Annotated in this window: 13 protein-coding genes and 1 rRNA gene (1 of these 14 cut by a window edge); 7 read left to right on the forward strand and 7 right to left on the reverse strand. The window is 72.1% G+C overall.

Annotated features, from left to right (window positions below; genetic code table 11):
• Both HUT19_RS18485 and HUT19_RS18490 read right to left on the reverse strand, forming a co-directional pair.
• Positions 1-104: ribosomal RNA gene (locus HUT19_RS18485) — 16S ribosomal RNA — on the reverse strand (it extends 1418 nt beyond the left edge of the window).
• A gap of 543 nt (positions 105-647) precedes the next feature.
• Complete coding sequence (locus HUT19_RS18490) at positions 648-1199, reverse strand: MarR family winged helix-turn-helix transcriptional regulator (protein ID WP_176181554.1); 552 nt, start codon at positions 1197-1199, stop codon at positions 648-650.
• A gap of 166 nt (positions 1200-1365) precedes the next feature.
• On the opposite strand from HUT19_RS18490, the gene HUT19_RS18495 reads away from it, so the two are divergent.
• Positions 1366-2691, forward strand: coding sequence for an MFS transporter (locus HUT19_RS18495; protein ID WP_176187013.1), 1326 nt, complete (start codon positions 1366-1368; stop codon positions 2689-2691).
• Positions 2692-2805: 114 nt separating this feature from the next.
• Here the strand turns inward: HUT19_RS18495 and HUT19_RS18500 are convergent, their stop codons facing one another.
• Together HUT19_RS18500 and HUT19_RS18505 are read right to left on the reverse strand one after the other, a co-directional pair.
• On the reverse strand, positions 2806-4716 hold the full coding sequence (locus HUT19_RS18500) for a SpoIIE family protein phosphatase (RefSeq protein WP_176181555.1): 1911 nt from the start codon (positions 4714-4716) through the stop codon (positions 2806-2808).
• A 234-nt stretch (positions 4717-4950) separates the two neighbouring features.
• Positions 4951-6306: an NAD(P)/FAD-dependent oxidoreductase gene (locus tag HUT19_RS18505; protein ID WP_303331914.1), complete on the reverse strand. Its 1356-nt coding sequence runs from the start codon at positions 6304-6306 to the stop codon at positions 4951-4953.
• Positions 6307-6627: 321 nt separating this feature from the next.
• Here HUT19_RS18505 and HUT19_RS18510 point away from each other — a divergent pair, with 321 nt between their 5' ends.
• Positions 6628-7365: a TetR/AcrR family transcriptional regulator gene (locus tag HUT19_RS18510; RefSeq protein ID WP_176181557.1), complete on the forward strand. Its 738-nt coding sequence runs from the start codon at positions 6628-6630 to the stop codon at positions 7363-7365.
• A gap of 432 nt (positions 7366-7797) precedes the next feature.
• Here the strand turns inward: HUT19_RS18510 and HUT19_RS18515 are convergent, their stop codons facing one another.
• Together HUT19_RS18515 and HUT19_RS18520 are read right to left on the reverse strand one after the other, a co-directional pair.
• Complete coding sequence (locus HUT19_RS18515) at positions 7798-11571, reverse strand: BTAD domain-containing putative transcriptional regulator (protein WP_176187015.1); 3774 nt, start codon at positions 11569-11571, stop codon at positions 7798-7800.
• A gap of 537 nt (positions 11572-12108) precedes the next feature.
• Positions 12109-14193, reverse strand: coding sequence for an asparagine synthase-related protein (locus HUT19_RS18520; protein ID WP_176181558.1), 2085 nt, complete (start codon positions 14191-14193; stop codon positions 12109-12111).
• Positions 14194-15243: 1050 nt separating this feature from the next.
• Between HUT19_RS18520 and HUT19_RS18525 the strand changes: the two genes are divergently transcribed.
• The 5 genes from HUT19_RS18525 to HUT19_RS18545 all read left to right on the forward strand — a co-directional run bounded on the left by HUT19_RS18525 (position 15244) and on the right by HUT19_RS18545 (position 22902).
• Positions 15244-16695 carry an MFS transporter gene (locus HUT19_RS18525; protein WP_176181559.1) on the forward strand — a complete coding sequence of 484 codons (1452 nt, stop codon included), beginning with the start codon at positions 15244-15246 and terminating at the stop codon, positions 16693-16695.
• Positions 16696-16805: 110 nt separating this feature from the next.
• Complete coding sequence (gene lhgO, locus HUT19_RS18530; RefSeq protein ID WP_176181560.1) at positions 16806-18020, forward strand: L-2-hydroxyglutarate oxidase; 1215 nt, start codon at positions 16806-16808, stop codon at positions 18018-18020.
• Positions 18021-18333: 313 nt separating this feature from the next.
• The gene (gene trmB / locus HUT19_RS18535) at positions 18334-19152 is read left to right on the forward strand and encodes a tRNA (guanosine(46)-N7)-methyltransferase TrmB (RefSeq protein WP_254885639.1); all 819 of its coding nucleotides are present in this window, start codon (positions 18334-18336) and stop codon (positions 19150-19152) included.
• 64 nt (positions 19153-19216) lie between these two features.
• Positions 19217-20914: a PrsW family intramembrane metalloprotease gene (locus tag HUT19_RS18540; protein ID WP_176181561.1), complete on the forward strand. Its 1698-nt coding sequence runs from the start codon at positions 19217-19219 to the stop codon at positions 20912-20914.
• Positions 20915-21717: 803 nt separating this feature from the next.
• Positions 21718-22902, forward strand: coding sequence for an Ig-like domain-containing protein (locus tag HUT19_RS18545; RefSeq protein ID WP_176181562.1), 1185 nt, complete (start codon positions 21718-21720; stop codon positions 22900-22902).
• A 71-nt stretch (positions 22903-22973) separates the two neighbouring features.
• Here HUT19_RS18545 and HUT19_RS18550 read toward each other — a convergent pair whose 3' ends face one another.
• Positions 22974-24080, reverse strand: a complete 1107-nt coding sequence (locus tag HUT19_RS18550; RefSeq protein WP_176181563.1) for a DUF3578 domain-containing protein — start codon at positions 24078-24080, stop codon at positions 22974-22976.
• Positions 24081-24169: the final 89 nt, after the last annotated feature.

Genomic DNA, 24169 nt, shown 5'->3' on the forward strand with positions numbered 1-24169 from the left:
CCGTTCGCCACTAATCCCCGGCCGAAACCGGTTCATCGTTCGACTTGCATGTGTTAAGCACGCCGCCAGCGTTCGTCCTGAGCCAGGATCAAACTCTCCGTGAATGCTTCCGGGATATCCCGGTCAACACTGCACGAGAGCGGAACCATCGGAGGAATAGTCCGACGGTTCACAGCGTCCTCGCTGTGTGTGTTTCTTCAAAGGAACCTCGACCACATCGACGATGCGGACGGGGTATCAACATATCTGGCGTTGACTTTTGGCACGCTGTTGAGTTCTCAAGGAACGGACGCTTCCTTCGAAACCGTTTCACCGGTTTCTCCGGGCTTCCCTTCGGTGTTTCCAACCTTACCAGATCCGTTTTCCGGTCCGTTTCCGAACCGCATTCCGTTTCCGGCCCCCTGTTGGAGCGGGGTTTCGCGCCTTCCGGCGTGTTCACTACTTTAGCGGATTCCCCCCGATGCTCATAATCGAGCTTTCGAACCGAATTCCGGCATGCCGAAATTCATCCCGAGGAGGGGCCGTGCAGTAGTGGTTTGCCGCCGGTGCGGCTCGAGTGCGTACCGGAGAACCGTTACGGCTCCGTGGCAGCTCGGAGAACATTACGGATCGCGCATGGCAGTGTCAACCCGTGTCGGCCGAATGCCTCAGTCGAGGTCGTTCAGCCGTCCCCCGGCGTCGGGTTGGTCCTCCTCCACCCGGCGCAGCACCCGCGTCAGCATCTCGCCGAGGGCGCCGCGTTCCTCGCTGGAGAGGTCCTGGAGCAGGTCCTCCTCGAAGACCGTCGCGCGGCGCATCGCCTCGAGCCACTTCTCCCGGCCGTCGGCGGTCAGCTCGACGATGACCCGGACCCGATTGCTCTCATCACGCTCACGGGTGACAAGCCCTTCATTCACCATGCGGTCGATCCGGTGGGTCATGGCGGCGGGGGTGAGCCCGAGTCGCTTGGCCAGGTCGCCGGGGCCGAGCTGGTACGGCGCGCCGGAGAGGACGAGGGCCTTGAGGACCTCCCACTCGGCGTTGGTGATGCCGAGGGTCGCGGACTGGCGGCCGTAGGCCACGTTCATCCGCCGGGTGAGCCGGCTGAGGGCGCTGACCACCTGCTCCACCTGCGGGTCCAGGTCGTGGAATTCGCGCTGGTAGGCCGCGATCTGCTCGTCGAGGCTCAGCAGGTCGTCCTGGTCGGGGGTCTCAGGCATGCCGCGCAGTATGACACGAAACTCATTGGCGCCGAAGTCCTTCGTTGTGTACTCTTCACCTTCGAAGTTTAGGTTCAAAGTCTTCATGCTTCGACTGTCCGGACTTCATCCCTGTTCATCGACACCCCTGGGCCCCGTGGGCCCTCTTCGACCTAGGTAGGTGAGTGTGACCACCGCGATGGGCGCAGCGCTGCGCCGGATCCAGCTGGGCAACGCGCTGAGCGCGTTCGGCAACGGCTTCACTGTTCCGTTCCTCTTCGTCTATGTGGCGCAGGTGCGGGACCTCGGCGCGAATACGGCGGGCCTGGTGCTCGCCACGTTCGCGGTGGCCGCGCTTGTTGTGCTGCCCTTCACCGGTCGGGTGATCGACCGGCGGGGGCCGCTGCCCGTTGCCGTCGTGGGTGCGGTCGCCGCCGCCGTCGGATCGATGGGGCTCGGCCTGGCCTCGAGCGAGCCGCTGGTCATCGCCGCGGCCGGAGTGCTCGGCGCGGGTATGGCGGTCATCCAGCCCGCGCTGGCCACGCTGATCGTGTGGTGCTCGACGACGGTCACCCGCTCGCGCGCGTTCGCCACGCAGTTCTTCCTCAGCAACCTCGGCCTCGGGGTCGGCGGGTTGTTCGGCGGGCTCCTGGTGGACACCTCCTCGCCGTCCAGCTTCGTGCGGCTCTTCGCGATCGACGCGGCGATGTTCCTGGTGCTGGGCGCGGCGGTCGCCACGGTGCGGCTGGCGAAGGCGCCGGTCTTCGCGGATGCGGTTCCTAGGAACGAGAGCGTGGACGCCCGGGGCGGCTGGCGCGCCCTGCTCCGCGACCGCGCCATGGTGCAGCTCTGTGTGCTGGGCTTCGTGATGTTCTTCGCCTGCTACGGGCAGTTCGAGTCCGGGCTGTCGGCGTTCGCGGTCGAGGTCGCGCATGTCTCGCCCGCGATGCTGGGTGTCGCGCTGGCCGCGAACACGGCGGCCATCGTGCTGGCGCAGTTCGTGGTGCTCAGGCTGGTCGAGCGGCGCCGTCGCAGCCGGGTGATCGCGCTGGTCGGCCTGGTGTGGACGGCCGCGTGGGTCGTCGCGGGGGCCGCCGGGCTGGTCCCGGGGAGCCAGGTGCTGGGCACCGCCGCGATCATCTCGGCGTACGCGCTCTTCGGGCTCGGTGAGTCGATGCTGTCGCCCACGGTCGCCCCGCTGGTCGCGGATCTGGCACCGCCGTCCCTGATCGGGCAGTACAACTCCGCGTTCTCGCTGGTGAAACAGCTCGCGCTGGCGGTCGGTCCGGCGGTCGGCGGGCTGCTGGCCGGTGCCGGTCTGTACGGGGCGTACATCGCGTCACTGATCGTCTGCTCGCTCGGTGTCACGGTGCTCGGTCTGCGGCTGGGCCGCGGGCTCACGGCCCGGCAGGACAATCCGCTGCGGGTCGTCGCCGGTGCCTCGGTGCCCGCGCCCCGTAAGGAGTCGGCGGAGCCCAAGGAGCCGTCGGAGACGGTGACCACCGCGGCCTGAGGCGCTCAGCCGCGGCCGTGACCCCGATATCGCCCTCGTGGTCGCCCTGGTGGCAGTGGTACCGCTCGCCACCAGGGCGATGTTGTCGGCTGATCCGCTCGCCCTTGCGTCGCGCTAACCCGCCGGAAGGGCGAATTCGCACCACACCGCCTTACCGCCGCCCGGGGTGCGGCGGCAGCCCCAGGACGAGGCGATGGTCGCGACGATCGAGATCCCACGCCCGGCCTCGTCCACCGGTTCGGCCCGGCGGCGGCGCGGCAGATGCTCATCGCCGTCCGTCACCTCGATGATCAGGCGGCGGTCGGTGCGGCGCAGCCGCAGCCGCATCGGGGGCGTGCCGTGCTGGAGGGAGTTGGCGACCAGCTCGCTGACGGCCAGGACGCCCAGGTCGCGCAGCTCGGTGGGGAAGCGCCAGCTGGCCAGGACGCCCGAGGCGAAGGCGCGGGCGCGCGGTGCGGCTTCCACCCCGCCGAGCAGATCCAGCGCCGCGTTGTGGAAGAGCTCCGCGTCATGGCCGGTGCGGGCGGGGTGCTGGAGGACCAGCACGGCCACGTCGTCGTCGTGCTCCGCGGTGATGCCCAGCGCCCGGATCAGCCGGTCGCACATCACCTGGGGCGAGCCGGTCGCCCCCGCGAAGACCCGCTCGAGCGCGGCCACACCGTCGTAGATGTCCTTGTCGCGGCGCTCGACCAGGCCGTCGGTGTAGAGAACGGCGCCGGCACCGGGGCCGAACGGGACGGAGCCGGAGGTGTGCAGCCAGCCTCCGGTGCCGAGCGGCGGGCCGGTCGGTTCGGCGGCGCGGCGCACGGTGCCGTCCGGGTCGCGGACCAGGATCGGCAGATGGCCCGCGGAGGCGTAGACGAGACGGCCCTCGTTGGGGTCGTGGACGGCGTAGACGCAGGTGGCGATCTGGTTGGCGTCGATCTCGGCGGCCAGGCCGTCGAGCAGTTGCAGCACTTCGTGCGGGGGCAGGTCCAGCCGGGCGTAGGCCCGGACGGCGGTGCGCAGCTGGCCCATGACGGCGGCGGCCCGCACACCGCGGCCCATGACATCGCCGATGACCAGCGCGGTGCGCCCGGCGCCGAGGGTGATGACGTCGTACCAGTCGCCGCCCACGGCGGCTTCGGTGCCGCCCGGCTGGTAGGTGGCGGCGATCCTGAGGTCGTCGGGCTGCTCCAGCTCCTGGGGCAGCAGGCTGCGCTGGAGGGTGACGGCGGCCTCGCGCTGGAGTCGCTCACTGGCGCGCAGCCGCTCGGCGGCCTCGACCTGGTCGGTGACGTCCGCGCCGAAGACGAGCACACCGCGGACGGGGGCGGTGGTCTCCGGGGCGGGGGTGTCGGCGTCGGGTCGGACCGTCGCCGCCGTGTCGTCGGTCGCCGCGGTCACGGTCGGCTGGGCGGCGGGCGCCCGGTCGGGGGCGGCCGGCGCCGGGAGCGCCATCTCGATCGGGGAGCAGGTGAAGGTGTAGTAGCCGTGGCGGGACCGTCCGCCGCCCGCGGCCGGCGCCTCCGGCTCGGAGCCCGGTGCGGTGCCGGGCCCGGCCCCGGGCCCGGAATCGGCCGCGGACACCCGCCGGGACTTGACCGTACGGGGCTTGCCGCTGCGCAGGACCTGGTCCATGAGCGGCAGCAGTCCCAGCTCGCTCAGCTCCGGCAGGGCCTGACGGGCGGGTGTGCCGGGCGGGCGGCGGCCGAAAAGGTCGGCATAGGCGTCGTTGGTGTAGGCGATGCGGTGGTCAGGGCCGTAGACGACCGCGACCAGGGCCGGGACCTGGCCGAGGACATCGTGGACGGACAGCCCGTCGAGGGTCGGGACGGCGGCGGGGGCCTCGGCCTCCGGGGCGGCCACCGCCGCGGGGGCCGCTGCGCCGCGCGCCGCGGGATCGGCGCGCTCGCCCCGGGCCGCGGGGACGGAGCCGCCGCCCGATGCGGGCGCGGGCTGCGGACGCCGCGCGCCGCGGTCGGCGCGCGAGCCGATGCGTCGCTGGGTTCGGGGGAGCCGGGCGCTCCAGCGCGTGAAGTTCACTGCGGATTACCTCGCGGGGTGGTGGCTGAGCAGCGCGCCGGCGCGGGATCGGGGAGATGGGTGCGGATACGGGGGACGGCCCCCGGGGGAATGCAGCAAACTTCCGAATCCTCGCGATTGTCACTCTTTGCAGATACGAGCCCACCCATGGTCACACGTCCAGTGTGGCCGACCGGACTGACATCCGTCAGACGCCGATCGTGGGAGGGGAGTTCCCGGCTCCGCTCGCGGGGATCAACTGGCTTCGGGATGGCGACCGGTGTCCGCGGCGAGTTTGAACTCGGCGCGCGGGTTCTCCAGCGACCCGAGCGAGACGATCTCCCGTTTGAACAGCCCCGACAGGATCCACTCGGCCAGGACGCGTGCCTTACGGTTGAAGGTCGGCACTCGGCTGAGGTGGTAGACGCGGTGCATGAACCAGGCCGGATACCCCTTCAGCTTCCGTCCGTAGACATGCGCGACACCTCTGTGGAGGCCCAGGGAGGCCACCGAGCCGACGTACTTGTGCGCGTAGTCCTGGAGCGGCCTGCCGTGCATCGAGGCGATGAGGTTCTCGGCGAGGACCTTGGTCTGGCGGACGGCGTGCTGCGCGTTGGGCGCGCATTCGGTGCCGGGCTCCTCCGCCGTACGGTCCGGGACGGCCGCGGCGTCCCCGGCCGCCCACGCGTGCTCCACGCCGTCCACCTGGAGCGCCGCCGTGCACTTGAGGCGGCCGCGCATGTTCCGCGGCAGATCGGTGGAGGCCAGGATCGGATGCGGTTTGACGCCCGCGGTCCACACCAGGGTGCGGGTGGGGAAGCGTGAGCCGTCGCTCAGGACGGCGACACGGTTCTCGCAGGAGTCGAGCCGGGTCTCCAGGCGTACGTCGATGTTGCGGCTGCGCAGCTCGCGCACGGCGTACTGGCCCATCTCCTCACCGACCTCGGGGAGGATCCGTCCGGTGGCCTCCACCAGGATCCATTTCAGGTCCTCGGGCGCGATGTTGTGGTAGTAGCGGACGGCGAACCGGGCCATGTCCTCCAGCTCGCCGAGCGCCTCGACGCCCGCGTACCCGCCGCCGACGAACACGAAGGTCAGCGCCGCGTCGCGGATGTCGGGATCCCGGGTCGAGGAGGCGATGTCCAGTTGTTCGAGCACGTGGTTGCGCAGCCCGATGGCCTCCTCGACGGTCTTGAAGCCGATGCCGAACTCGGCGAGGCCGGGGACCGGGAGGGTGCGGGAGACGGAGCCGGGGGCGAGGACCAGCTCGTCGTAGTGGATCTCGATCGAGCCGGTGCCCTCCTCCTCGGTGGCGAGGGTTCTGACGGTCGCCGTGCGTTTGCCGTGATGGATCGCGGTGGCCTCGCCGATGACGACCTTGCACTCGGGCAGGACGCGGCGCAGCGGCACCACGACATGGCGCGGGGAGATGGACCCGGCCGCCGCTTCGGGGAGGAACGGCTGATAGGTCATGTACGGCTCGGGGTCGACCACGATGACCTGTACGTCGCCTTGCCTCAGCTCTCGCTTCAGCTTCCGCTGGAGGCGCAGCGCGGTGTACATCCCGACGTAGCCACCGCCGACAACGAGAATGCGCGCAGGTTCCTTCACCCTCCCATGAGGCACGCACAGCCGCAGTTTGTCCACAGCCCCGACGAATTGTGTGACCGCAGGGCGTGGCGCGACCGGAGGCCGGGATTCGCCTGGACGTGCGAAAGGTACGCAGGTCAGCACGGGGGCGCAGGGCGGGGAGCGGACGGAATGGCGGGAAATGGCACGCGACTGCTCCGACTGGGGGGCGGTCTGTCCGGACCTACCCCCTTCTTTCTTGACCTGGGCTCAACTATGTTCGTACTTCGTCGGGGTTGTGACTGCCCCGGCAGTCTGGGCGGGGAGTCTCCGGGGGGAGACGTCATTACCGGGGGATCACTTATGCACCTTCAGGGTTCGTCATGGTCCGCAGCCGTCGCTTCTTCGGACGGGAACGGGGGCCGGAGCACTCCGCTGCGCGTGGACGCGCAGCGCAATCTCGAGCATGTTCTACGCGCGGCGCGCGAGGTCTTCGGGGAGCTGGGGTACGGGGCTCCGATGGAGGACGTGGCACGGCGGGCGCGGGTCGGGGTGGGCACCGTCTACCGGCGGTTCCCCAGCAAGGACGTGCTCGTGCGCCGGATAGCCGAGGAGGAGACGGCCCGGCTCACGGACCAGGCCCGCTCGGCGCTGGGGCAGGAGAACGAGCCGTGGTCCGCGCTGGCCCGGTTCCTGCGCACATCGGTGGCGTCCGGCGCGGGCCGGCTGCTGCCGCCGCAGGTGCTGCGGGTCGGGGTCGATGTGGAGGCCGAGATCCGGGTGCCGCAGCAGCGGCAGGCGGCTTTAGCCACCACGGCGGCCCCGACGGCCCAGCCGGAGCTGCGGCTGGTCGAGCAACCGCCCGCACCGCAGGACGAGCCGGACGACGCGGGAGCGGCGGCGCTGCTCGAGGTCGTCGGGCAGCTGGTGGAGCGGGCACGGGCCGCGGGCGAGCTGCGCCCGGATGTGACGGTCGCGGATGTGCTGCTGGTCATCGCCACGGCGGCGCCCTCGTTGCCGGACGCGGCGCACCAGGCCGCGGCGTCGGCACGACTGCTGGACATCCTGCTGGACGGACTGCGGTCACGCCCCGCCGGATGAGGTGACGTTGGCGCCGCCCGGTGTACGCGGGGCGGCGTGGGCCACGCCGGGTCCATCAGGCGTATGACGTCCATCGGGCGTAGACGGCCGGGCGAGCGGTGCCCGGCCGTCTACGGAGCGGCGTGCCGCGGCGTCGTTCGGCCGGGGGCCCGCGTTGGTCTCCCGTCTGTTTCTGCCTGCCGTGGATGTGCGGGCTGCGGTGTGCGGCGTGTGGCCGCGTCCGGCGGGGGCGTGACGGTTCCGGCGGTCGGGGGCCCGCACGGTCTCGCGTTCGCCCATGGGTCGTTCGCCCATAGGTTTCGGGTTCGTGCGCCACGCCTTCCCCGTACGGGTGAACGTACGCCTGCGTCGTCCGGGATTCATTTGTCGCCTTTCGACGCCTGGGGGCGCAGCGACCGGCGGTGTTCGGGCGCTGGCCGAGGCGTGCGTGTCTCAGCCGGTGGCCGAGGTCCGGTCCGGGGCGTCGGAGGGGCCCGCGTCCACGGGGTGGCCGAGTCGGCTCAGGGCGTCGTCGAGCAGGGCGATGACCTGCTCGACGGAGAGTGCCGAGCCCTCCGCGCGCAGTTCCCCGACCATCGGCCGGCCCAGCGTCTCGGCGGCCTGTGCCACGGTCCGGCCGGTCTCCTCCAGCATCAGCGGTGAGCGCGGCAGCCTGCCGCGCCAGCTGTCGGCCGCACCCAGCAGCCGCGCGGCGAGCCCTTCCTCTCCGCAGCCGGTCAGGACCTGCGCGGCGGACTCGGCCTGCTGAGCCATCAGCGTCTCGGTGCAGCTCGCCTCGGCGCCGCGGACCAGGGTGTCGCGCAGCGCACGCAGTCCGGCGGGCCGATCGCCCTCGGCCGCGAGGATGCGGCCGCTCAGGCCGTGGGCGACGACCCAGAACTGCGGTGGCAGGGTGCCGCGCTCGGCCCAGTACATCGCCTTGTCGTAGTACGTCCTGGCCTCGGCCACCTCACCGCGGACCAGGTGCGCGACACCGCGCAGCATCTGGTTGAAGGAGCGCACGTCCAGCGCGCCACAGCGTTCCGCCTCCTCCTCGGAGCGGTCGACCAGCTTCATCATTCCCTCGTGGTCGCCCTCGTGCAGGGCGAGATCGGCGAGGCGGGTGTAGAGGAACGGCACTTCGGTCTGCGCCCCGAGTTCCCGGGCGAGCCGCTGTGCCTCCTCATAGGCGGCCCGCGCCTCGGTGAACCGGCCGCGGAGCGTGGCGATCTCGCCGAATGCGCCCTCCACCTGGGCGAGCATCCAGCGGTCTCCGACGAGGGTGCTCAGCTCGCGAAGCTCGGTCCAGTGGCGATCGGTGTTCTCGATGCCGCCGGGCATGTCGATCGCCAGATGGGTGCGGAACATGAGCGCCACGCCGAGCGCCCAGTCGTCGCCGTACTTCCGGCAGTTGGCCACCGTCTGGTCCATCAGCGGCATCACCCCGGAGTGACCGTTGATGACAAAACCGGAGAACGGCCAGAGCATCGCGGGGAAACGGGCGCTCCGGGGGCCGGGGTGGGCACTGTAGGCGTCGCGGATCCGCTCGGCTCCGATCCGTGTCCTCTCGTCGTGCAGATCCGATCCGCCGTGCTCGGCGAGCAGAAAGAAGTAGAGCAGCCGCAGGTCCATGAACTGCCAGTACCGGGTGGTGGCCGGGTCGATGCCGTCCGTGCCGTCGGGGACCTCGGCGGGGACGGGGCCCGGGCCGCCGTACGGACCGGGTCCGTCCGCGGTGATCCGGTCGCCCGGGAAGTCCGCGCCGTCCGGGAGGTTTTCCAGGATCAGGGCGCTACGGGTCCAGGCGGCGCCCTCGTCGCGGTAGTTGCGCAGCCACCAGAACCAGCCCAGGGCGAAGATGATCGCGAAGAGGTTGTCCTCGTCACGTGCGGTCAGCGAACGCTGAAGAGCGGCCCGGATGTTGTCGAGATCGGTCTCGACACGGCGCAGCCACGGCAGTTGTTCGGCCGAGCGCAGGCGTGGCTCGGCGGCGCGGACGAAGTCCCGGAACCAGGCGGTGTGACGGGTGAGGGCGGCGGCGTGGTCGGCGCGGGCGGCCTGGTCCTCGATGGCCCGTTCCGTCGCGTATTCGTGGATCGTCTCCAGCATGCGGTAGCGGGCCTCGCCCGCCGGGGCGGACGGATCGGCGGCCGGGGGCTGCCCGGGGTGGTCGACGACCAGGAGGGACTTGTCGGCCAGCGCCCCGAGCAGTTCCAGGACGTCATGGGGCGCGATCTGCGCACCAGGGTGTGCATGGAAGCGCGAGGGGGCGTGTGCGTCGGCGTACGAGCCCTCGCCACCGCCGGCACCCGTGTCGGGTTCGGTGGCGTGGGTGGCGGGCCCGACAGGGTGATCGGTGGGTTCGGCGGCACCGGGCGGCGCGTCCGCGCACACCGCCTCCGCCGCCGCCAGGCTCCAGCCGCCCGCGAAGACCGAGGCCCGGCGCAGCACGGTGCGTTCACGCTCGTCGAGGAGTTCCCAGGACCAGTCGACCACCGCTCTGAGGGTCTGCTGGCGCGGCAGAACGGTTCTGCTGCCGCTGGTGAGCAGACGGAACCGGTCGTCGAGCCGGTCGGCGATCTGGCGCGGGGTGAGCAACCGCAGCCGGGCCGCGGCCAGTTCGATCGCCAGCGGCAGACCGTCCAGGCGGCGGCAGATCTCGGCGACCGCCTCCGCCGTCGCCGGGTCCGCCGCCGGGTCGAAGCCGGGGCGCACGCTCCCGGCGCGCTCCACGAACAGCTGGTGGGCGGGGATCGGAGGCAGCGGCTCCAGGGGCCGTACGACCTCGCCGGGCACACCCAGCGGCTCACGGCTGGTGGCGAGCACGGTCACGCCCGGACAGTGCGCGAGCAGGGTCTCGGTGAGCCGCGCCGCGGTGTCGATGACGTGCTCGCAGTTGTCGAGCAGGAGCAGCAGGGTGCGGTCGGCGCAGTACTCGACGAGGCGGCCGGTCGGATCGGCGCCGTCCGAACTGCTCGTACGGCCCTCAAGACCGGAGGCGAGCAGTGCCGTCTCGCGGCGGCCCACCGCGCTCAGCACGGCGCCGGGGACGGCCGCGGGTTGGTCCAGCGGGGCGAGTTCGGCGACCCACACACCGTCCGGATAGCCGTCCGTCACGGACGCGGCGATCTCCTCGGACAGCCGGGTCTTGCCGGATCCGCCGGGTCCGGTGAGGGTGACCAGCCGGGCGCCGCCCAGGTCCTGGCGCAGGGCGCCGATCTCGCCCTGACGGCCGACGAAGCTGGTGAGACGGGCGCGGATGTTGTGGTGCGGGGGTGCCGGGGCGGTGGGGCCCCGGGGCGGGGCCGACGGCGGGGGTGAGGCGGGTCGAGGGGCCTCGTCCTGGCCGTCGGCGCGCGGCGCGCTCCCCCTGGCGGGCGCCGCGCCGCTGGTGGCGGCGGGCGCTGCTCCGTGGGTAGCGGCGGGCGCTGCTCCGCGGGTAGCGGCGGGCGCTGCTCCACCGGCGACGGCGGGCTCCCAGATGGCGGGCGTGCCGTCCGCCAGCAGCATCTGCCGGTGGAGTTCCTTCAGCTCCGCGCCCGGGTCCGTGCCGAGCCGGTCGGCGAGGATCCGGCGCACCTGCTCGTACGCGGTGAGGGCGTCGGCGTGGTGACCGGCCGCGCGCAGCGCCCGGATCAGCTGCGCATGGCACGTTTCGTCCAGCGGATGGTCGGCGACCAGCTCCCGCAACTCGGGTATCAGGTCCACGGCGCGGCCGAGCGCGAGGTCGGCGTCGATCCGGCGGCGCAGGGCGGTCAGCCGCAGCGCCTCGGGGCGGGCGGCGGCCGCGTCCCGGTCCGGGAGGTCCGCGAGGGCGGCGCCGCGCCACAGGGCGAGTGCCTGGCGGAAGGCGGTGGCGGCCGTCCCGGGGTCGTCGGCGTCGAGGGCGCGTTTGCCGTCCTGGGTCAGCCGCTCGAAGCGCAGCAGGTCGACGTCGTCGTGGGGGGTGGCCGTGGCGAGGCGGTAGCCGCCGGGTGAGGAGACGACGGCGTCCTTGCCGATGACCCGGCGCAGCCGGCCGACGAGCGCCTGGAGTGCGGCGGGCGCGTCGTGCGGGGGCTCGTCGGCCCACACCTCGTCGATGAGGACGTCGACGGGGACCGGCGCGGAGCGTGCGGCGCGCAGGGCGAGCGCGGCGAGCAGCGCGCGGATCCGGGGTCCGCCGAGGGGCAGGGCGTGCCCCTGTTCGTCGCGCGCTTCGCTGGTGCCGAGGATCAGATACCGCACGGGGGCCATTCTCCTAGGTTGCCGATCGCGGAGCGGGATGTCGGGGCGGGCGGGATCGTGCCCGGCACACCTGGGGCAGACCTCATGGTCGTGCACGGGCGACGGAACGAGCCGTTCCAACCGGTCGGAGCGCTGAACCGGATGTCGGCCAACCGTTTTGCGCCCCCTCCGCCCGGCCGTTCGGCCGACGGGGAACGCGCCGGTGGCGCCGCCCGCCCCCTTGGACGGGCACCCCCGTGTCCCGGGCCGGGCGTGCGTCCTCCGGAGCCCCCCACGGGGGCGACCGCTTCGGCCCGGTCCGTCCGCTCCGGTCACCGCCGATGCCCACGACCACCCCGCGAACGCTCCGCACCAGCCGCCCGGCCACCGCGACCGCCCGAACGCCCAGCCGTCCAGCCGTCCAGCCGTCCGCGAAGCCGTCGCCGCATGCTCCGCACCCCAACCCACCACCCAACACCCCGCGGCCCCCGCCCCGCACCCCAATTACCCGCGGGCGGGGAGACGCCGGGGAGGCACCGTGGGCGCGCCCGCGCCCCGTCACAGGCTCGGTCGCGGCACTCCGCCCGCCACCGCGCGCTGCCGCGGGGCCGCCGTGCCCGTCCAGCAGGTGCCACGGCGGGCGACCAGCCGCCGCAGCCACACCTCGGTGGAGACGAGTTCGGCCAGGCCGTCCAGGGGCAGCCGCTCGCCCTGGGACGCCGCGCGCAGCGCCTTGCGGACGACATGGGCCTCGACCAGGCCCGCGTCGGCCAGCAGCGGCGCGTCGAACAGGGCCAGCAGATCGCCGACCCAGGTGCGCATACCGGTCCGTACGGCGGCGGTGTGGGCGGCGTGGGAGGTGGCGCCCCACCCGGCGGGGAGGTCCCGGATACCGGTTCCGGAGAGGACCGCGCGCAGGACGGCGGCGCGCGCCCCCGGTTGCACACGAAGCGCTTCGGGGAGCGCGCGGCAGGCCCGTACGACCTGGTTGTCGAGGAAGGGCGCGTGCAGGCGCTGGCTGCGGACCTCCGCCGCCTGCTCGAAAACGCGGTGGTCGGCGGCGTACCGGGCGAGGGCGGCGTCGGCGCGGCGCTCCCCCGGGCGGCGCAGCAGGACGGGGCGTACGGCCGCTTCCACCAGCCGGACCGACACTTCCGCCAGGGCCTCTCCGGTCATCCAGCGGGCCGCGGGGCCGGGGCGGCACCAGGTCAGGGCGGCGAGGGAGGCGGACACGGCCCCGGGGCCGCCCGCCGTGGGGTCGTCGGTGAAGCGGCGCTCCAGCAGACGCGCGGCGGCCTCCTCGACGCCGTCCCTGTAGGACGTACGGGCCAGCCTGCGCGCCGCGCGGTAGACGGTGAACGGTACGAAGAAGGAGTGGGCCGAGGGCCCGTCGGCCTTGGCGAGCGCGGTCGCCGGACGCAGCAGATGGCGTCTGCGGCGGTCGAGCAGCAGGTCGGCGAGGCGCGCGGGGTGGGCGTCGAGCACTTGGCGGGCACCATGGCCGACGAAATGGTCGGCGCTGCCCGCGGCGAGCCGGCGCCGGTGGCGTTCGGCGATGACGAGGGAGGGGCCCGGTTCGTCGGTGAGCGCACCGCTGTCGAGCGCGGCGTAGGGCAGGGCCTCCTCGCCCGCGGCGACGACCACATGGTGCAGCCGTGGGTTGGCGGCGATGGTTCCGGCGCGCTCCAGCTCGGCCTCGCGGACCCGGGCGCCGCCCGCCGTGGCGAGGTCGTTGAAGGTGACGGCCAGGAGGCGTTCACCGGCTTCGGTGCCGTGTCCGAGGAGGGTGCCGGGCATCCCGGGGAGTCCGGCGGCGAGCAGGGCGAGCGTGGCGGAGGCGCTGCCTCCGGACAGATCGGCGCCGATGCCGGGGGCCGGGGCACCGCGCGCGGCGCGGCGTTCGGCCGGGCCCATGCCGGGGACGGGGCCGGGGTCGAGGCCGCCGCTCTCGGGGGCGTGGCGCGGTGCGGTGAGCCGGGCCCGTACGGCATCCACCAGCGCGTCCCGGATCCCGTCCACGGCCTTGTCCTGGTCGATCTGGGGCGCGGCGACGGCGAGCGAGGCGGTGGGTTCGTAGCCGGTGATGTCCCGGGCGCCGTCGCGCAGGATCAGCGCATGGCCCGGGGGGACGCGTCCGACGCCTCTGTAGGGCGTGCTGTCGCCGACGGCTTCCGGGGAGTCGGGGCAGGCCAGGAGCGCGCCGAGATGGCTGACGTCGAGTTGGGCCTCGATCAGGTCGGCGAGCGGGAGGGCGGCGGTGGCGTAGGCGGTGCCGCCCGCCCAGTCGGTGTGGAAGACGGGCCGGGCGCCCGCCAGATCACCGGCGATGGTGACGCGGCGGCCGACCTGGGCGACGGCGGTGTAGCTGCCGGACCAGGCGGTGAGATGGCGCAGGGCGCCGCCGCGGGCGGCGAACAGGCCGACCCGCAGCTCCTCGTCGGAGGCGCCGCAGCAGCCGAAGACGGCGAGCCGGGTGAAGGGGTCGGCCTGGACGACGCGCACCTCGTCGGGGCGCCAGTCACCGACCGCCCACAGCGGATCGGGGTCCGACCACAGGAGTTGGGCACCGACCGGTTGGATCGCACGGCCTTCCGGGGGGACCGGGCCGGATGCGGTACTGCTCCACCCCACCAACCACCGCATCGCCGCCTCCACAGGCTGTGGGCATCCAGGGCAACCAAGAAGTAGGTGCCATCATGCACAGCATGTTGACGGTTTCGGCATCGAACCGGACAACTACGTGGACCTCCTGGATGTCCAGTGACCACGGATGACCGCAGGATTCGCCAGGGGTTGATCACACGTTGTGTGCTTTCCGTGCCAGGGCATCCCCCGGGTCTCGCTGAGGAGTCCAGGAGGGAACACCGCCGGTCGCGACGCACCGTTCCGCCGTGGCCCATGCTGCCACGATTGAGGCGCACAAGAGCGCAAGGACGCCGACGAGTGTGCGAAGGCACGCGAGCACGAGCGCGGTGCCCGGTGCCGCGGCGGATGTGCCGACCGGGGCGTCGGCCGCGCTCCCGCGGGACCGCGGACGCACCAACTGGCCTGCACGGAAACGCGTTTCCTGATGCGTGAAAACAGCTTCCGGTGTGCGGGACAGGGGGCGCCCCGTGTCGGGCCTCCCCCTCCGCGGCCCGACACGGGAATCCCCGGCCGTGGTGGATGCCGATGACGGTGACGGGTGTTGGCGCGCGTTGACGGACGTCGATGCGACGGTGCTGGTGGACACCGACAGGCGTCGAGGGACGTTATTCAGCCAAAGTTGCGATGGCTCTCTCAACGCCCTTGCGCAAGCCCTGTACTGACCCGGCCCTTCGTCGCCCGCCCTCCGCTCACCCGTCTCGCCGTCGGTCAACACGACAGTCCGGGAGGCGCCGTTCGCCTCCCGGACCGTTCCGCCACCCGCGGGGAATGAGGCGGCGGCGTCCCCCAGCCCACTGGATCCAGTACAGCGGGCCGACCCACGCAAGACCCATCGAAACGTCCTGGCCGCGACTGAGACAGAGCGCACACACAGGCGCACGGCCACACACAGCCGGAGCACACGTACCGCCCCGCACGCCCGTTCGTACAAGAATCTCGCCATCCGGGACACCACCTCTTAACGGTCGGGATGCGGCGAACTACGCTGGGTTTACGAATGCCCCGTGCTTATGCCGGGGCGGCCGTCGGTGCTGTCGAGGGGTGCGCATGTCCAGGGAGCCACGCGGGCCGAACGAAAAGCTCGGCACCGTTCTCGCCCTCGCTGGGATCAGCAATGCCGGGCTCGCGCGCAGAGTCAACGACCTCGGCGCCCAGCGCGGCCTGACGCTGCGCTACGACAAGACGTCCGTGGCGCGCTGGGTGTCCAAGGGCATGGTTCCCCAGGGCGCCGCGCCCCATCTGATTGCTGCTGCGATCGGCAGCAAACTCGGCCGCCCCGTCCCGCTGCACGAGATCGGTCTGGCCGATGCCGATCCGGCTCCCGAAGTGGGCCTCGCCTTCCCGCGCGACATCGGCCAGGCCGTCCGCTCCGCGACCGAGTTGTACCGGCTGGATCTCGCGGGTCGGCGCGGAGGTGTCGGTATCTGGCAGAGTCTGGCCGGTTCCTTCGCCGTCAGCGCATACGCCACACCCGCGTCCCGCTGGCTCATATCTCCCGCCGACAGCTCGGTGGCGCGCGAGCCCAAGGACGCCGAGACCGTGCCGAGCGCCACCAACGGCGGCGGCTCCGAGGCATTACCGCAGCGCGTCGGCCACAGTGACGTCACCAAGCTGCGCGAGGCCGCCGAGGACGCGCGCCGCTGGGACTCCAAGTACGGCGGCGGGGACTGGCGTTCGTCCATGGTTCCCGAGTGCCTGCGGGTGGACGCGGCACCGCTGCTGCTCGGCTCGTACAGCGACGAGGTCGGCCGCTCGCTCTTCGGCGCCACCGCCGAACTGACCCGGCTCGCCGGGTGGATGGCCTTCGACACCGGCCAACAGGAGGCCGCGCAGCGGTACTACATCCAGGCGCTGCGCCTGGCGCGTGCCGCCGCCGACGTCCCCCTGGGCGGCTATGTCCTGGCGTCCATGAGTCTTCAGGCCACCTACAGAGGCTTCGCCGACGAGGGCGTGGACCTCGCCCAGGCCGCCCTGGAGCGCAACCGCGGCCTGGCCACCGCCCGCACCATGAGCTTCTTCCGCCTCGTCGAGGCCCGCGCCCAGGCCAAGTCCGGCGACGGACCCGCCTGCGGGGCGGCACTGAAGTCCGCCGAGGGCTGGCTGGAGCGTGCGCGGGCGGGCGACTCCGACCCCTCCTGGCTCGACTTCTACAGCCATGAGCGGTTCGCCGCCGACGCCGCCGAGTGCTACCGCGACCTCCGGCTGCCGCGCCAGGTGCGGCGCTTCACCGAGCAGGCGCTCGCCCGGCCGACGGAGGAGTTCGTACGCTCCCACGGGCTGCGGCTCGTCGTCTCCGCCGTGGCCGAACTGGAGTCCGGGAACCTGGACGCGGCCTGCGCGGCCGGCGCCCGCGCCGTGGAGGTCGCCCACCGCATCTCCTCCGCCCGCACCACGGAGTACGTACGCGACCTGATGAACCGCCTCGAGGCATATCGGGACGAACCACGCGTCGCCGAGCTGCGCGAGCAGGCCCGGCCGCTGCTGGTGACACCGGCGTGAGCCGGTCCAGGGCCCGGGTTCGGGTTTCCGGCCGATGTCAGTGGCGCAGGTCATGATAGGGATCGACGGTCGGGGGACTGGACGGTGCGGCGTGTGGGGAGGTGCATGACGTGACGGCGTTGGACTGCGACGTGCTGGTGATCGGGGGCGGCATCGTCGGCCTGTCGACGGCGTACGCGCTCACGCGCGCCGCGCCCGGCACCCGGGTGACCGTGCTGGAGAAGGAGGCCGGTCCGGCCCGCCACCAGACCGGGCGGAACAGCGGCGTGATCCACAGCGGTATCTACTACCGGCCGGGGTCGCTGAAGGCGCGGTTCGCGGTGCGCGGCGCGGCGGAGATGGTGAAGTTCTGCGCCGAGCACGGCATCGCCCACGAGGTGACCGGCAAGCTGATCGTCGCCACCGAGCGGTCGGAGCTGCCACGGCTGCACGCCCTGGTCCAGCGCGGCCGGGAGAACGGCATTCCGGTGCGCGAGCTGGGCCCCGCCCAGATCGCGGAGTACGAGCCGTGGGTGCGGGGCCTGGCGGCGATCCATGTGGGCAGCACGGGCGTGTGCGACTTCGGAGCGGTCGCGGCCCGGCTGGCCCGCCTCGCGCAGGACGCGGACGCCTCCGTGCGGTACGGGGCCGAGGTGCGCACCATCGGGCGGCGTTCGTCGGCGGTCGCGGTGCGCACGGCGGACGGCACGGTGCTGCGCGCCCGCGCTCTGGTCAACTGCGCGGGGTTGCAGTGCGACCGGATCGCCCGGCTGGCCGGTGACGACCCCGGGATGCGGATCGTGCCCTTCCGGGGTGAGTACTACGAGCTGGTGCCCGACCGCGCGTCCCTGGTCAACGGCCTGGTGTACCCCGTGCCCGACCCGGCGTTCCCGTTCCTCGGCGTCCATCTGACCCGCGGCATCGACGGCGGCGTCCACGTCGGGCCCAATGCGGTGCCCGCCCTCGCCAAGGAGGGCTACGCCTGGCACACGGTGCGCCCGGGGGAGCTGGCGGCCACCCTGGCCTACCCGGGCTCCTGGCGGATAGCCCGCCGCCACTGGCGGTACGGGGCGGGTGAGCTGCACCGCTCCCTGTCCAAGCGCGCCTTCACCGACGCCGTCCGCAGGCTGCTGCCGGACGTGACCGCCGACGACCTGACGGCGGCCCCGGCGGGGGTGCGCGCCCAGGCGGTGCTGCGCGACGGCACGCTGGTGGACGACTTCCTGATCTCGGAGTCGCCCCGCGTCGTCCATGTGCTCAACGCACCCTCTCCGGCGGCGACGGCCTCGCTGCCGATCGGGCGCGAGGTGGCCCGGCGGGTGCTGGACACGCTGCGGACCGGGTGACGGGGCGGGGCCGAGTGCCGTCTGTGCGGGCGACGGGCTGTGACCCTGTGCGCGGAGAGGCTGTGGGCGCTGGGGACGGCCCAAGGTTGTGGCCCCTACGGCCCTGGGCCAGGCCCGTGTGCTGACCCGCCGGGCTGGTGTGATGACGCGCACATCCCGTCCGGGCCTCGGTACGGGGCTCCCGTCGCGCCCCCGCTCGACGGCCGAACGGCCCCGGACCCGCCCCCGGGCTCCGCCGAAGGGGCCGGGGCTCCGGGCCCCCGCCCCGTCGCGCCCCGCCCGTGGAAGCCCCGCCCGTAGAATCGGAAGCACTGTGTCCGAGAACCCCACTGCCCCCGAAGCCCCCGCGGAGCCAGGCACCGTACCGACGCCCCGCGACCGCGGCGAGCCGATGTTCCCCGGCGGCCCCGTCGCCGATCCGGCGGGCTCGCACCACGAGCGCCGGATCCGTTCCTTCCGCCCCCGTCGCGGCCGCGTCACCGTCGGCCAGGGCGAGGCGCTGCGCCGCCTGTGGCCGCAGTGGGGCCTGGACATCGACGGACTGCGCCGTATCGACCTCGGTGAGCTGTTCCACACCGAGGGGGCCGGGGACTCCGATCTCCCCGTCGTGCTGGAGATCGGCTTCGGCATGGGCGAGGCCACCGCGCAGATGGCCGCCGCCGACCCCGCCACCGGCATCCTCGCCGCCGATGTCCACACCCCCGGCCAGGGCAATCTGCTCGCGCTCGCGGAGCGGAACGGCCTGACCAACATCCGGGTCGCCAACGGCGACGCGATCATTCTGCTGCGCGAGATGCTGGCGCCCGCCGCCCTCTCCGGGCTGCGCGTCTTCTTCCCCGACCCCTGGCCGAAGAAGCGGCACCACAAGCGGCGGCTGATCCAGCCCGAGTTCATCGAGCTCGCCGCCACCCGGCTGAAGCCCGGCGCGCTGCTGCACTGCGCGACCGACTGGGAGCCGTACGCCGAGCAGATGCTCGAGGTCCTCACCGCGAGCCCCGCCTTCGACAACACCCGGTCCGACGGCGGCTACAGCCCCCGCCCGGACTTCCGCCCGCTCACCAAGTTCGAGGGCCAGGGGCTGGACAAGGGGCATCCGGTCCACGACCTGATCTTCCGTCGCAACGACACATGACGACCCCAAGGGGATGGGCATAATCCCTCAGTCCGCCACTCCCCCTTTCGTTAGGGTCGGTTGAGTGCATCAGTCCCCGCCCCCTCAGCAGCCACCCGAGCCGCCGCCCGCGGCGCCGGCCGACCGGCCGTACGACCCGGCCTATGACGCGGCGTACGGCCGGCAGCCCTGGTTCGACGGAGCCAACGCTCCGGAGGGCTGGCCGCATCCGCCGCGCCGCGGTCTGTGGGGCAGACACGGCCGCCTCGGCAGCCTCTGGGACAACAAGTCGCTGCGCGCCACCGCGCTGGTGCTGCTGCTCTCCGTCTCCGGGCTGGTCATCCTGGCGCTGGTGCGCGAGCAGACCGGCACCAAGGGGTTCCTGGTGGGGCTCGGCCTCGCCGTACTGCCCGTACCGCTGATCGTCGCGGCGTTCCGCTGGGTGGACCGCGTCGAGCCGAAGCCCTGGCGGAACCTCCTGTTCGCGTTCGCCTGGGGAGCGTGCGCCGCGACGCTGGTCGCGCTGATCGCCAACGGTTTCGCGACCGAGTGGCTGATGACCACCATCGACTCCTCGTCCGCCTCCCGCCGGGCCGACGCCGACACCTGGGGCGCCACCCTCGTCGCCCCGTTCGTGGAGGAGAGCGCCAAGGCGGCCGCCGTACTGCTGCTCTTCCTCTTCCGCCGCCGCGACTTCAACGGGATCGCGGACGGCGTTGTTGTGGCCGGAATCACCGCCACCGGGTTCGCCTTCACCGAGAACATCCTCTATCTCGGCTCGGCCTTCGTCAGCGACCAGGAGTTCGGCTACTCCGGGATACGGTCCACCACCGCGGCGACCTTCTTCATCCGCGGTGTGGTCTCCCCCTTCGCGCACCCCCTCTTCACCGCCATGACCGGTGTGGGCTTCGGCATCGCCGCGGCCGCCGCACGCCATCAGCGCGCCCGCCGCGTCCTGGTGCCGATCGCGGCGCTGCTGGCGGCGATGGTGCTGCACGGCGTGTGGAACGGCTCGGCGACGCTCGGGGGGTACGGATTCATCACCGTCTACGCCCTGTTCATGGTGCCGGTCTTCGGGCTGCTGACCTGGCTCACGATCTGGTCCCGCGGCAAGGAGCTGCGCGCCGTACGGGAACAGCTCTGCGCGTACCAGGCGGCGGGCTGGCTCACCCCGCCCGAACCGGTCGCCCTGGGGTCGATGCGGGCCCGCGGCATAGCCCGTGACCTCGCGCGCCGTACCCGTGGCGCGGCGGCGGCCCGTACGGTCGCCGAGTACACCGCCGTCGCGACCTCCCTGGCCTTCCTGCGGCGGCGGGCCCACCGGGGTACGGCGGGGCCGGAGTTCACCGCCCAGGAGAGGGAGCTGCTGGACCGCCTGTGGGAGCGGCGGGAGGTGGCACAGCCGGCGTTGGCGCACGCGGCGCTGACGGTGCCGATCCGGCGACCGCGCCCGGTGCCCCGGCCGGTGCCGGGGGCGGTGCCCGCGCCGTTCTGGCCCGCGGCGCCGTACGGGGGCCACGGGGCCGCCGGGTACGGAGCCGCCGGATACGGCTACGGGTACGGGTACGGGGGGCCGCCGGCGTACGGGGGACAGGGGCCGTACGGGGCCCAGCCCGGCGGGCAGCCGGCGTACGGGGGGCAGACGCCGTACCCGGGCCAGCCGCCTTACGGAGGGCGGACGCCGCCGGGCGCACCGCAGGCCGCCGGTCCGCCGTATGTTCCGCAGGCCCGCCCGACCCGGTCCGTTCCGTATGGATCCGGGGGTCCGCAAAGTCATGTGTAACCTTCCGCCCCTTTCAGACGTGCTTCTTAGTAGAAGCGGGGAGCACGCGGGGGGCGCGGGGGACACATGTCGGCACCAACACATCGATCACGACCATCACATCCACCGACACAGCCGGATTTCGACCAGTTCTCCGCGGCCACGGCGGAGCGGCTGGTGTCCGCGGTCCACGCGGCGGCATCTGACCGCGCCGGGCAGCGCTGGGACCGGCTGACCGCCGAAGGCGATCCCGTCCCGTGGGTCCGTACGGTCGCCCCGCGGCCGGCCGTCAGCTCCTGGCGCCATGCCCGTAACCGGATGCGGGCCCGCTTCCGGCACGGCCCGCCCGCCGACCTCCTCGATCCCGCCCCGGACCGGACGGCGCTGATCCATGCCCTGCGCCGCGGGAAGCCCGTCGACTCCCCCGGCGGGGGCCGGATCCCCCTTCGCCCTCTCGGCCGCGCCAGACCACGAAGGTCTTCCCGCACGATCTCCAGGCGAGCCCGGGCCCGGCCGGGCACACCTCCGCCCGGCAGACCGTGGCCCCGTACACCCGGCACTCCAGCGCCCCATAGCGGTCCGCGCAGGGCGTACCAACGCCCTGGGACGCCGAGGTCGCCGTCCTCCCGGGCCGCCGGCCTCGGCGGGCCTGGCCACCGGTCATACCGAGGCCCGTCAGTCTCCTGCATGTCGGCCTCGCGCCGACGGTCCAACCCTCTCAGCGTCCGCTTCTCCCCTTCTCCCCGTCTTCACGAGCGCAACCCCGAGGAAGCGCAGCGGCGTTGCTGACTCACACTTCCCACAACACCCATAAGAGGTTTGCTTTGATCTCCGTACGCTCACTCCGCATCGCCGCGGTGCCCTCGCTCGCCGTCGTCCTCCTCGCCGCCTGCTCCGGCTCGTCCGACACGGTGGACCCGGCCAAGGCCAGGCCCGCCCGGATATCCATCACGCCGAACAGCGACTCCGCGGCGATAGCCCCCGACGCCAAGGTCAAGGTGACCGCCTCCCACGGCACCATCACCAAGGTCCGCATCACGCCCGACGGCGCGGGCTCCCAGGCCGTCTCGGTGACCGGCTCGCTCTCCTCCGACAAGAACAGCTGGCGCTCCAACCGCCCCATGACGCCGGGCACCACCTACACCGTCGAGGCCACCGCCGCCAACGCCGCGGGCCGCACCGCCACTCAGCACTCCACCTTCCGCACCCGTGCCGCCCAGCAGGTCAACGGCGTCACCGTCACCCCCTCCAACAACACCACCGTCGGCGTCGGCCAGCCCGTCTCGGTGGCCTTCGACCACCCGGTCACCGACAAGGCCGCGGTCGAGCGCCAGCTCTCCGTGTCCACCTCACCCAAGACCGAGGGCTCCTGGGGCTGGACCAAGGACCCCCTCACCGGCACCGAGCGCGTCGACTGGCGCCCCAAGACCTACTGGCACAAGGGCACCAAGGTCACCCTCCGCGCCCGCCTCAGCGGCGTGGACACCGGTGACTCCCGCTACCTCCGCCGCGATGTCTCCAGCACCTTCACGATCGGCACCGCCCGCGTATCCAAGGTCGACCTCAACAAGCACACCATGACCGTCTTCGAGGACGGCACGCAGCAGAAGTCCATCCCCATCTCCGCCGGCCAGCCCTCCTACCCCACCTGGAACGGCAAGATGGTCGTCCTCGACAAGGCCCCCATGGTCCATATGACCAGCGACTCCGTCGGCATAGCCGACCCCTACAACAAGGACGTCCCCTGGGCCGTCCACCTCACCACCTCCGGCACCTACGCCCACGCCGCCCCCTGGAACGAGGGCCGCGGCTACTTCGGCCGCGTCAACATGTCCCACGGCTGCGTCGGCATGTCCGAAGCCGACGGCAAGTGGTTCTACAACCGCGCCACCCGCGGCGATGTCGTCGAGGTCACCGGCTCCACCCGCGAAACCGTCGCCACCGGCAACGGCATCGGCGACTGGAACCTCTCGTACACGGCTTGGCAGAAGCTGAGCGCCCTGCGGTGACGTTTCCTGACACCTGTGGGCAGTTACTTCCGGGCGGAAGTAGCTGCCCACAGGTGTCCTGCGGCGGATCGTTACTGCATGTCGACCATGCCCCATGCCACAGCCATGGGCGAACCCGCCCAGCCCTCCACCGTCTTCCAGATGGACGCAATGCCGCGCTCTTCGAGGTAAGGGGCGTACACCTCGATGTCCTCGGTGAAGAGCCCCAGCAGCTGCGGCTCGGGGTGCCCCCGCTGGGCGTAGAGGAAATGGCTGTACTCAAAGAGCTGACTCAGCGCTTCACGCACGGCCCTGGTGGGGTTGCCACGCTTGACGGTCTTGGCCTCCACCAGCCACTCCGTACCGTCTCGCCGGAGCACGAGGTCCTTGGGATGCATCTGGTCAGTGATCGGAACGAACCCTCGCGGCTCGATGTATCGACCGAAGCCATCGATCAGGTTCTCGTGGTCCCGCCTGACCGTGATCGTGCGCTGAGCGATGTGCGCTACATAGTCGCTGCCGTCCTTGGGACGAAAGCCGTCGAGTCCCTTGAACTCAGCTTGGGGATCGGAGACAAAGCCGGTCGTACGAAGCCCTTCCGACGTCTCCTCGTCCTTGAGCAACTTCTCTACGGAGGCAGCGTGCTGAAGGAGTTCGGCCATGTGCCACAGGTCCTCACGGAGACTGGTCTCCGTCGGCATGGCGGCCGTGCTGTAGGTCCGAGCCGCCACACTTCCCGCTTCATAGGACAGCGCCCGCGATAGCTTGCACCTGAACTCGGGGCGGTCTTTCCATCCTGCTCTCAGGCTCTTCGGGAGCCCCTCCTGCAATGTCTTGGCCCTGCTCAGCAGATAAGTGCGGCGCTTCTCCCCCTCGCCGAGCTTGCCCTTGAGTGACGTCACGCCCTGCTGGAGAGTCAACGTCACCGTCGCAAGGTCGGCCGCAAAGATGTAGGCAAGGTAGAGCCCCTGCTTCGGGTCCCGGGTGATGGCTGGGTCATAGACGCCGATCCAGGGTGTCCGGCTGGCGCCGCCGCTTCCTCCATTGCCTTCCGCCTCGAAGCCTCCTGGCAGGAGAGGCGCCCACTCAGCCCTTGCGGCACGCAGCAGATCTTGCGCACGCACCCCTGATGACGTCCCCTTCCCTGCGTCGTAGGTGAGGGCAATCTCAAGGAGCAGACCACGTATGTCCGTGCTCAAGAACTATGCATGAACGGTCGGACAGCAACTTAATTGATCACATACGGTCATGGTGTGTGTACACCCGACAGGGTCCCCGATCGATCTAC

Origin of the sequence: Streptomyces sp. NA02950 (assembly GCF_013364155.1) — a bacterium.
Taxonomy (GTDB): domain Bacteria; phylum Actinomycetota; class Actinomycetes; order Streptomycetales; family Streptomycetaceae; genus Streptomyces.

Bases quoted from the DNA above. Each gene is read 5' to 3' on its own strand.
- HUT19_RS18510 (WP_176181557.1), top strand. From the start codon at position 6,628: ATGCACCTTCAGGGTTCGTCATGGTCCGCAGCCGTCGCTTCTTCGGAC.
- HUT19_RS18520 (WP_176181558.1), bottom strand. From the start codon at position 14,193: ATGCGGTGGTTGGTGGGGTGGAGCAGTACCGCATCCGGCCCGGTCCCC.
- HUT19_RS18490 (WP_176181554.1), bottom strand. From the start codon at position 1,199: ATGCCTGAGACCCCCGACCAGGACGACCTGCTGAGCCTCGACGAGCAG.
- HUT19_RS18525 (WP_176181559.1), top strand. From the start codon at position 15,244: ATGTCCAGGGAGCCACGCGGGCCGAACGAAAAGCTCGGCACCGTTCTC.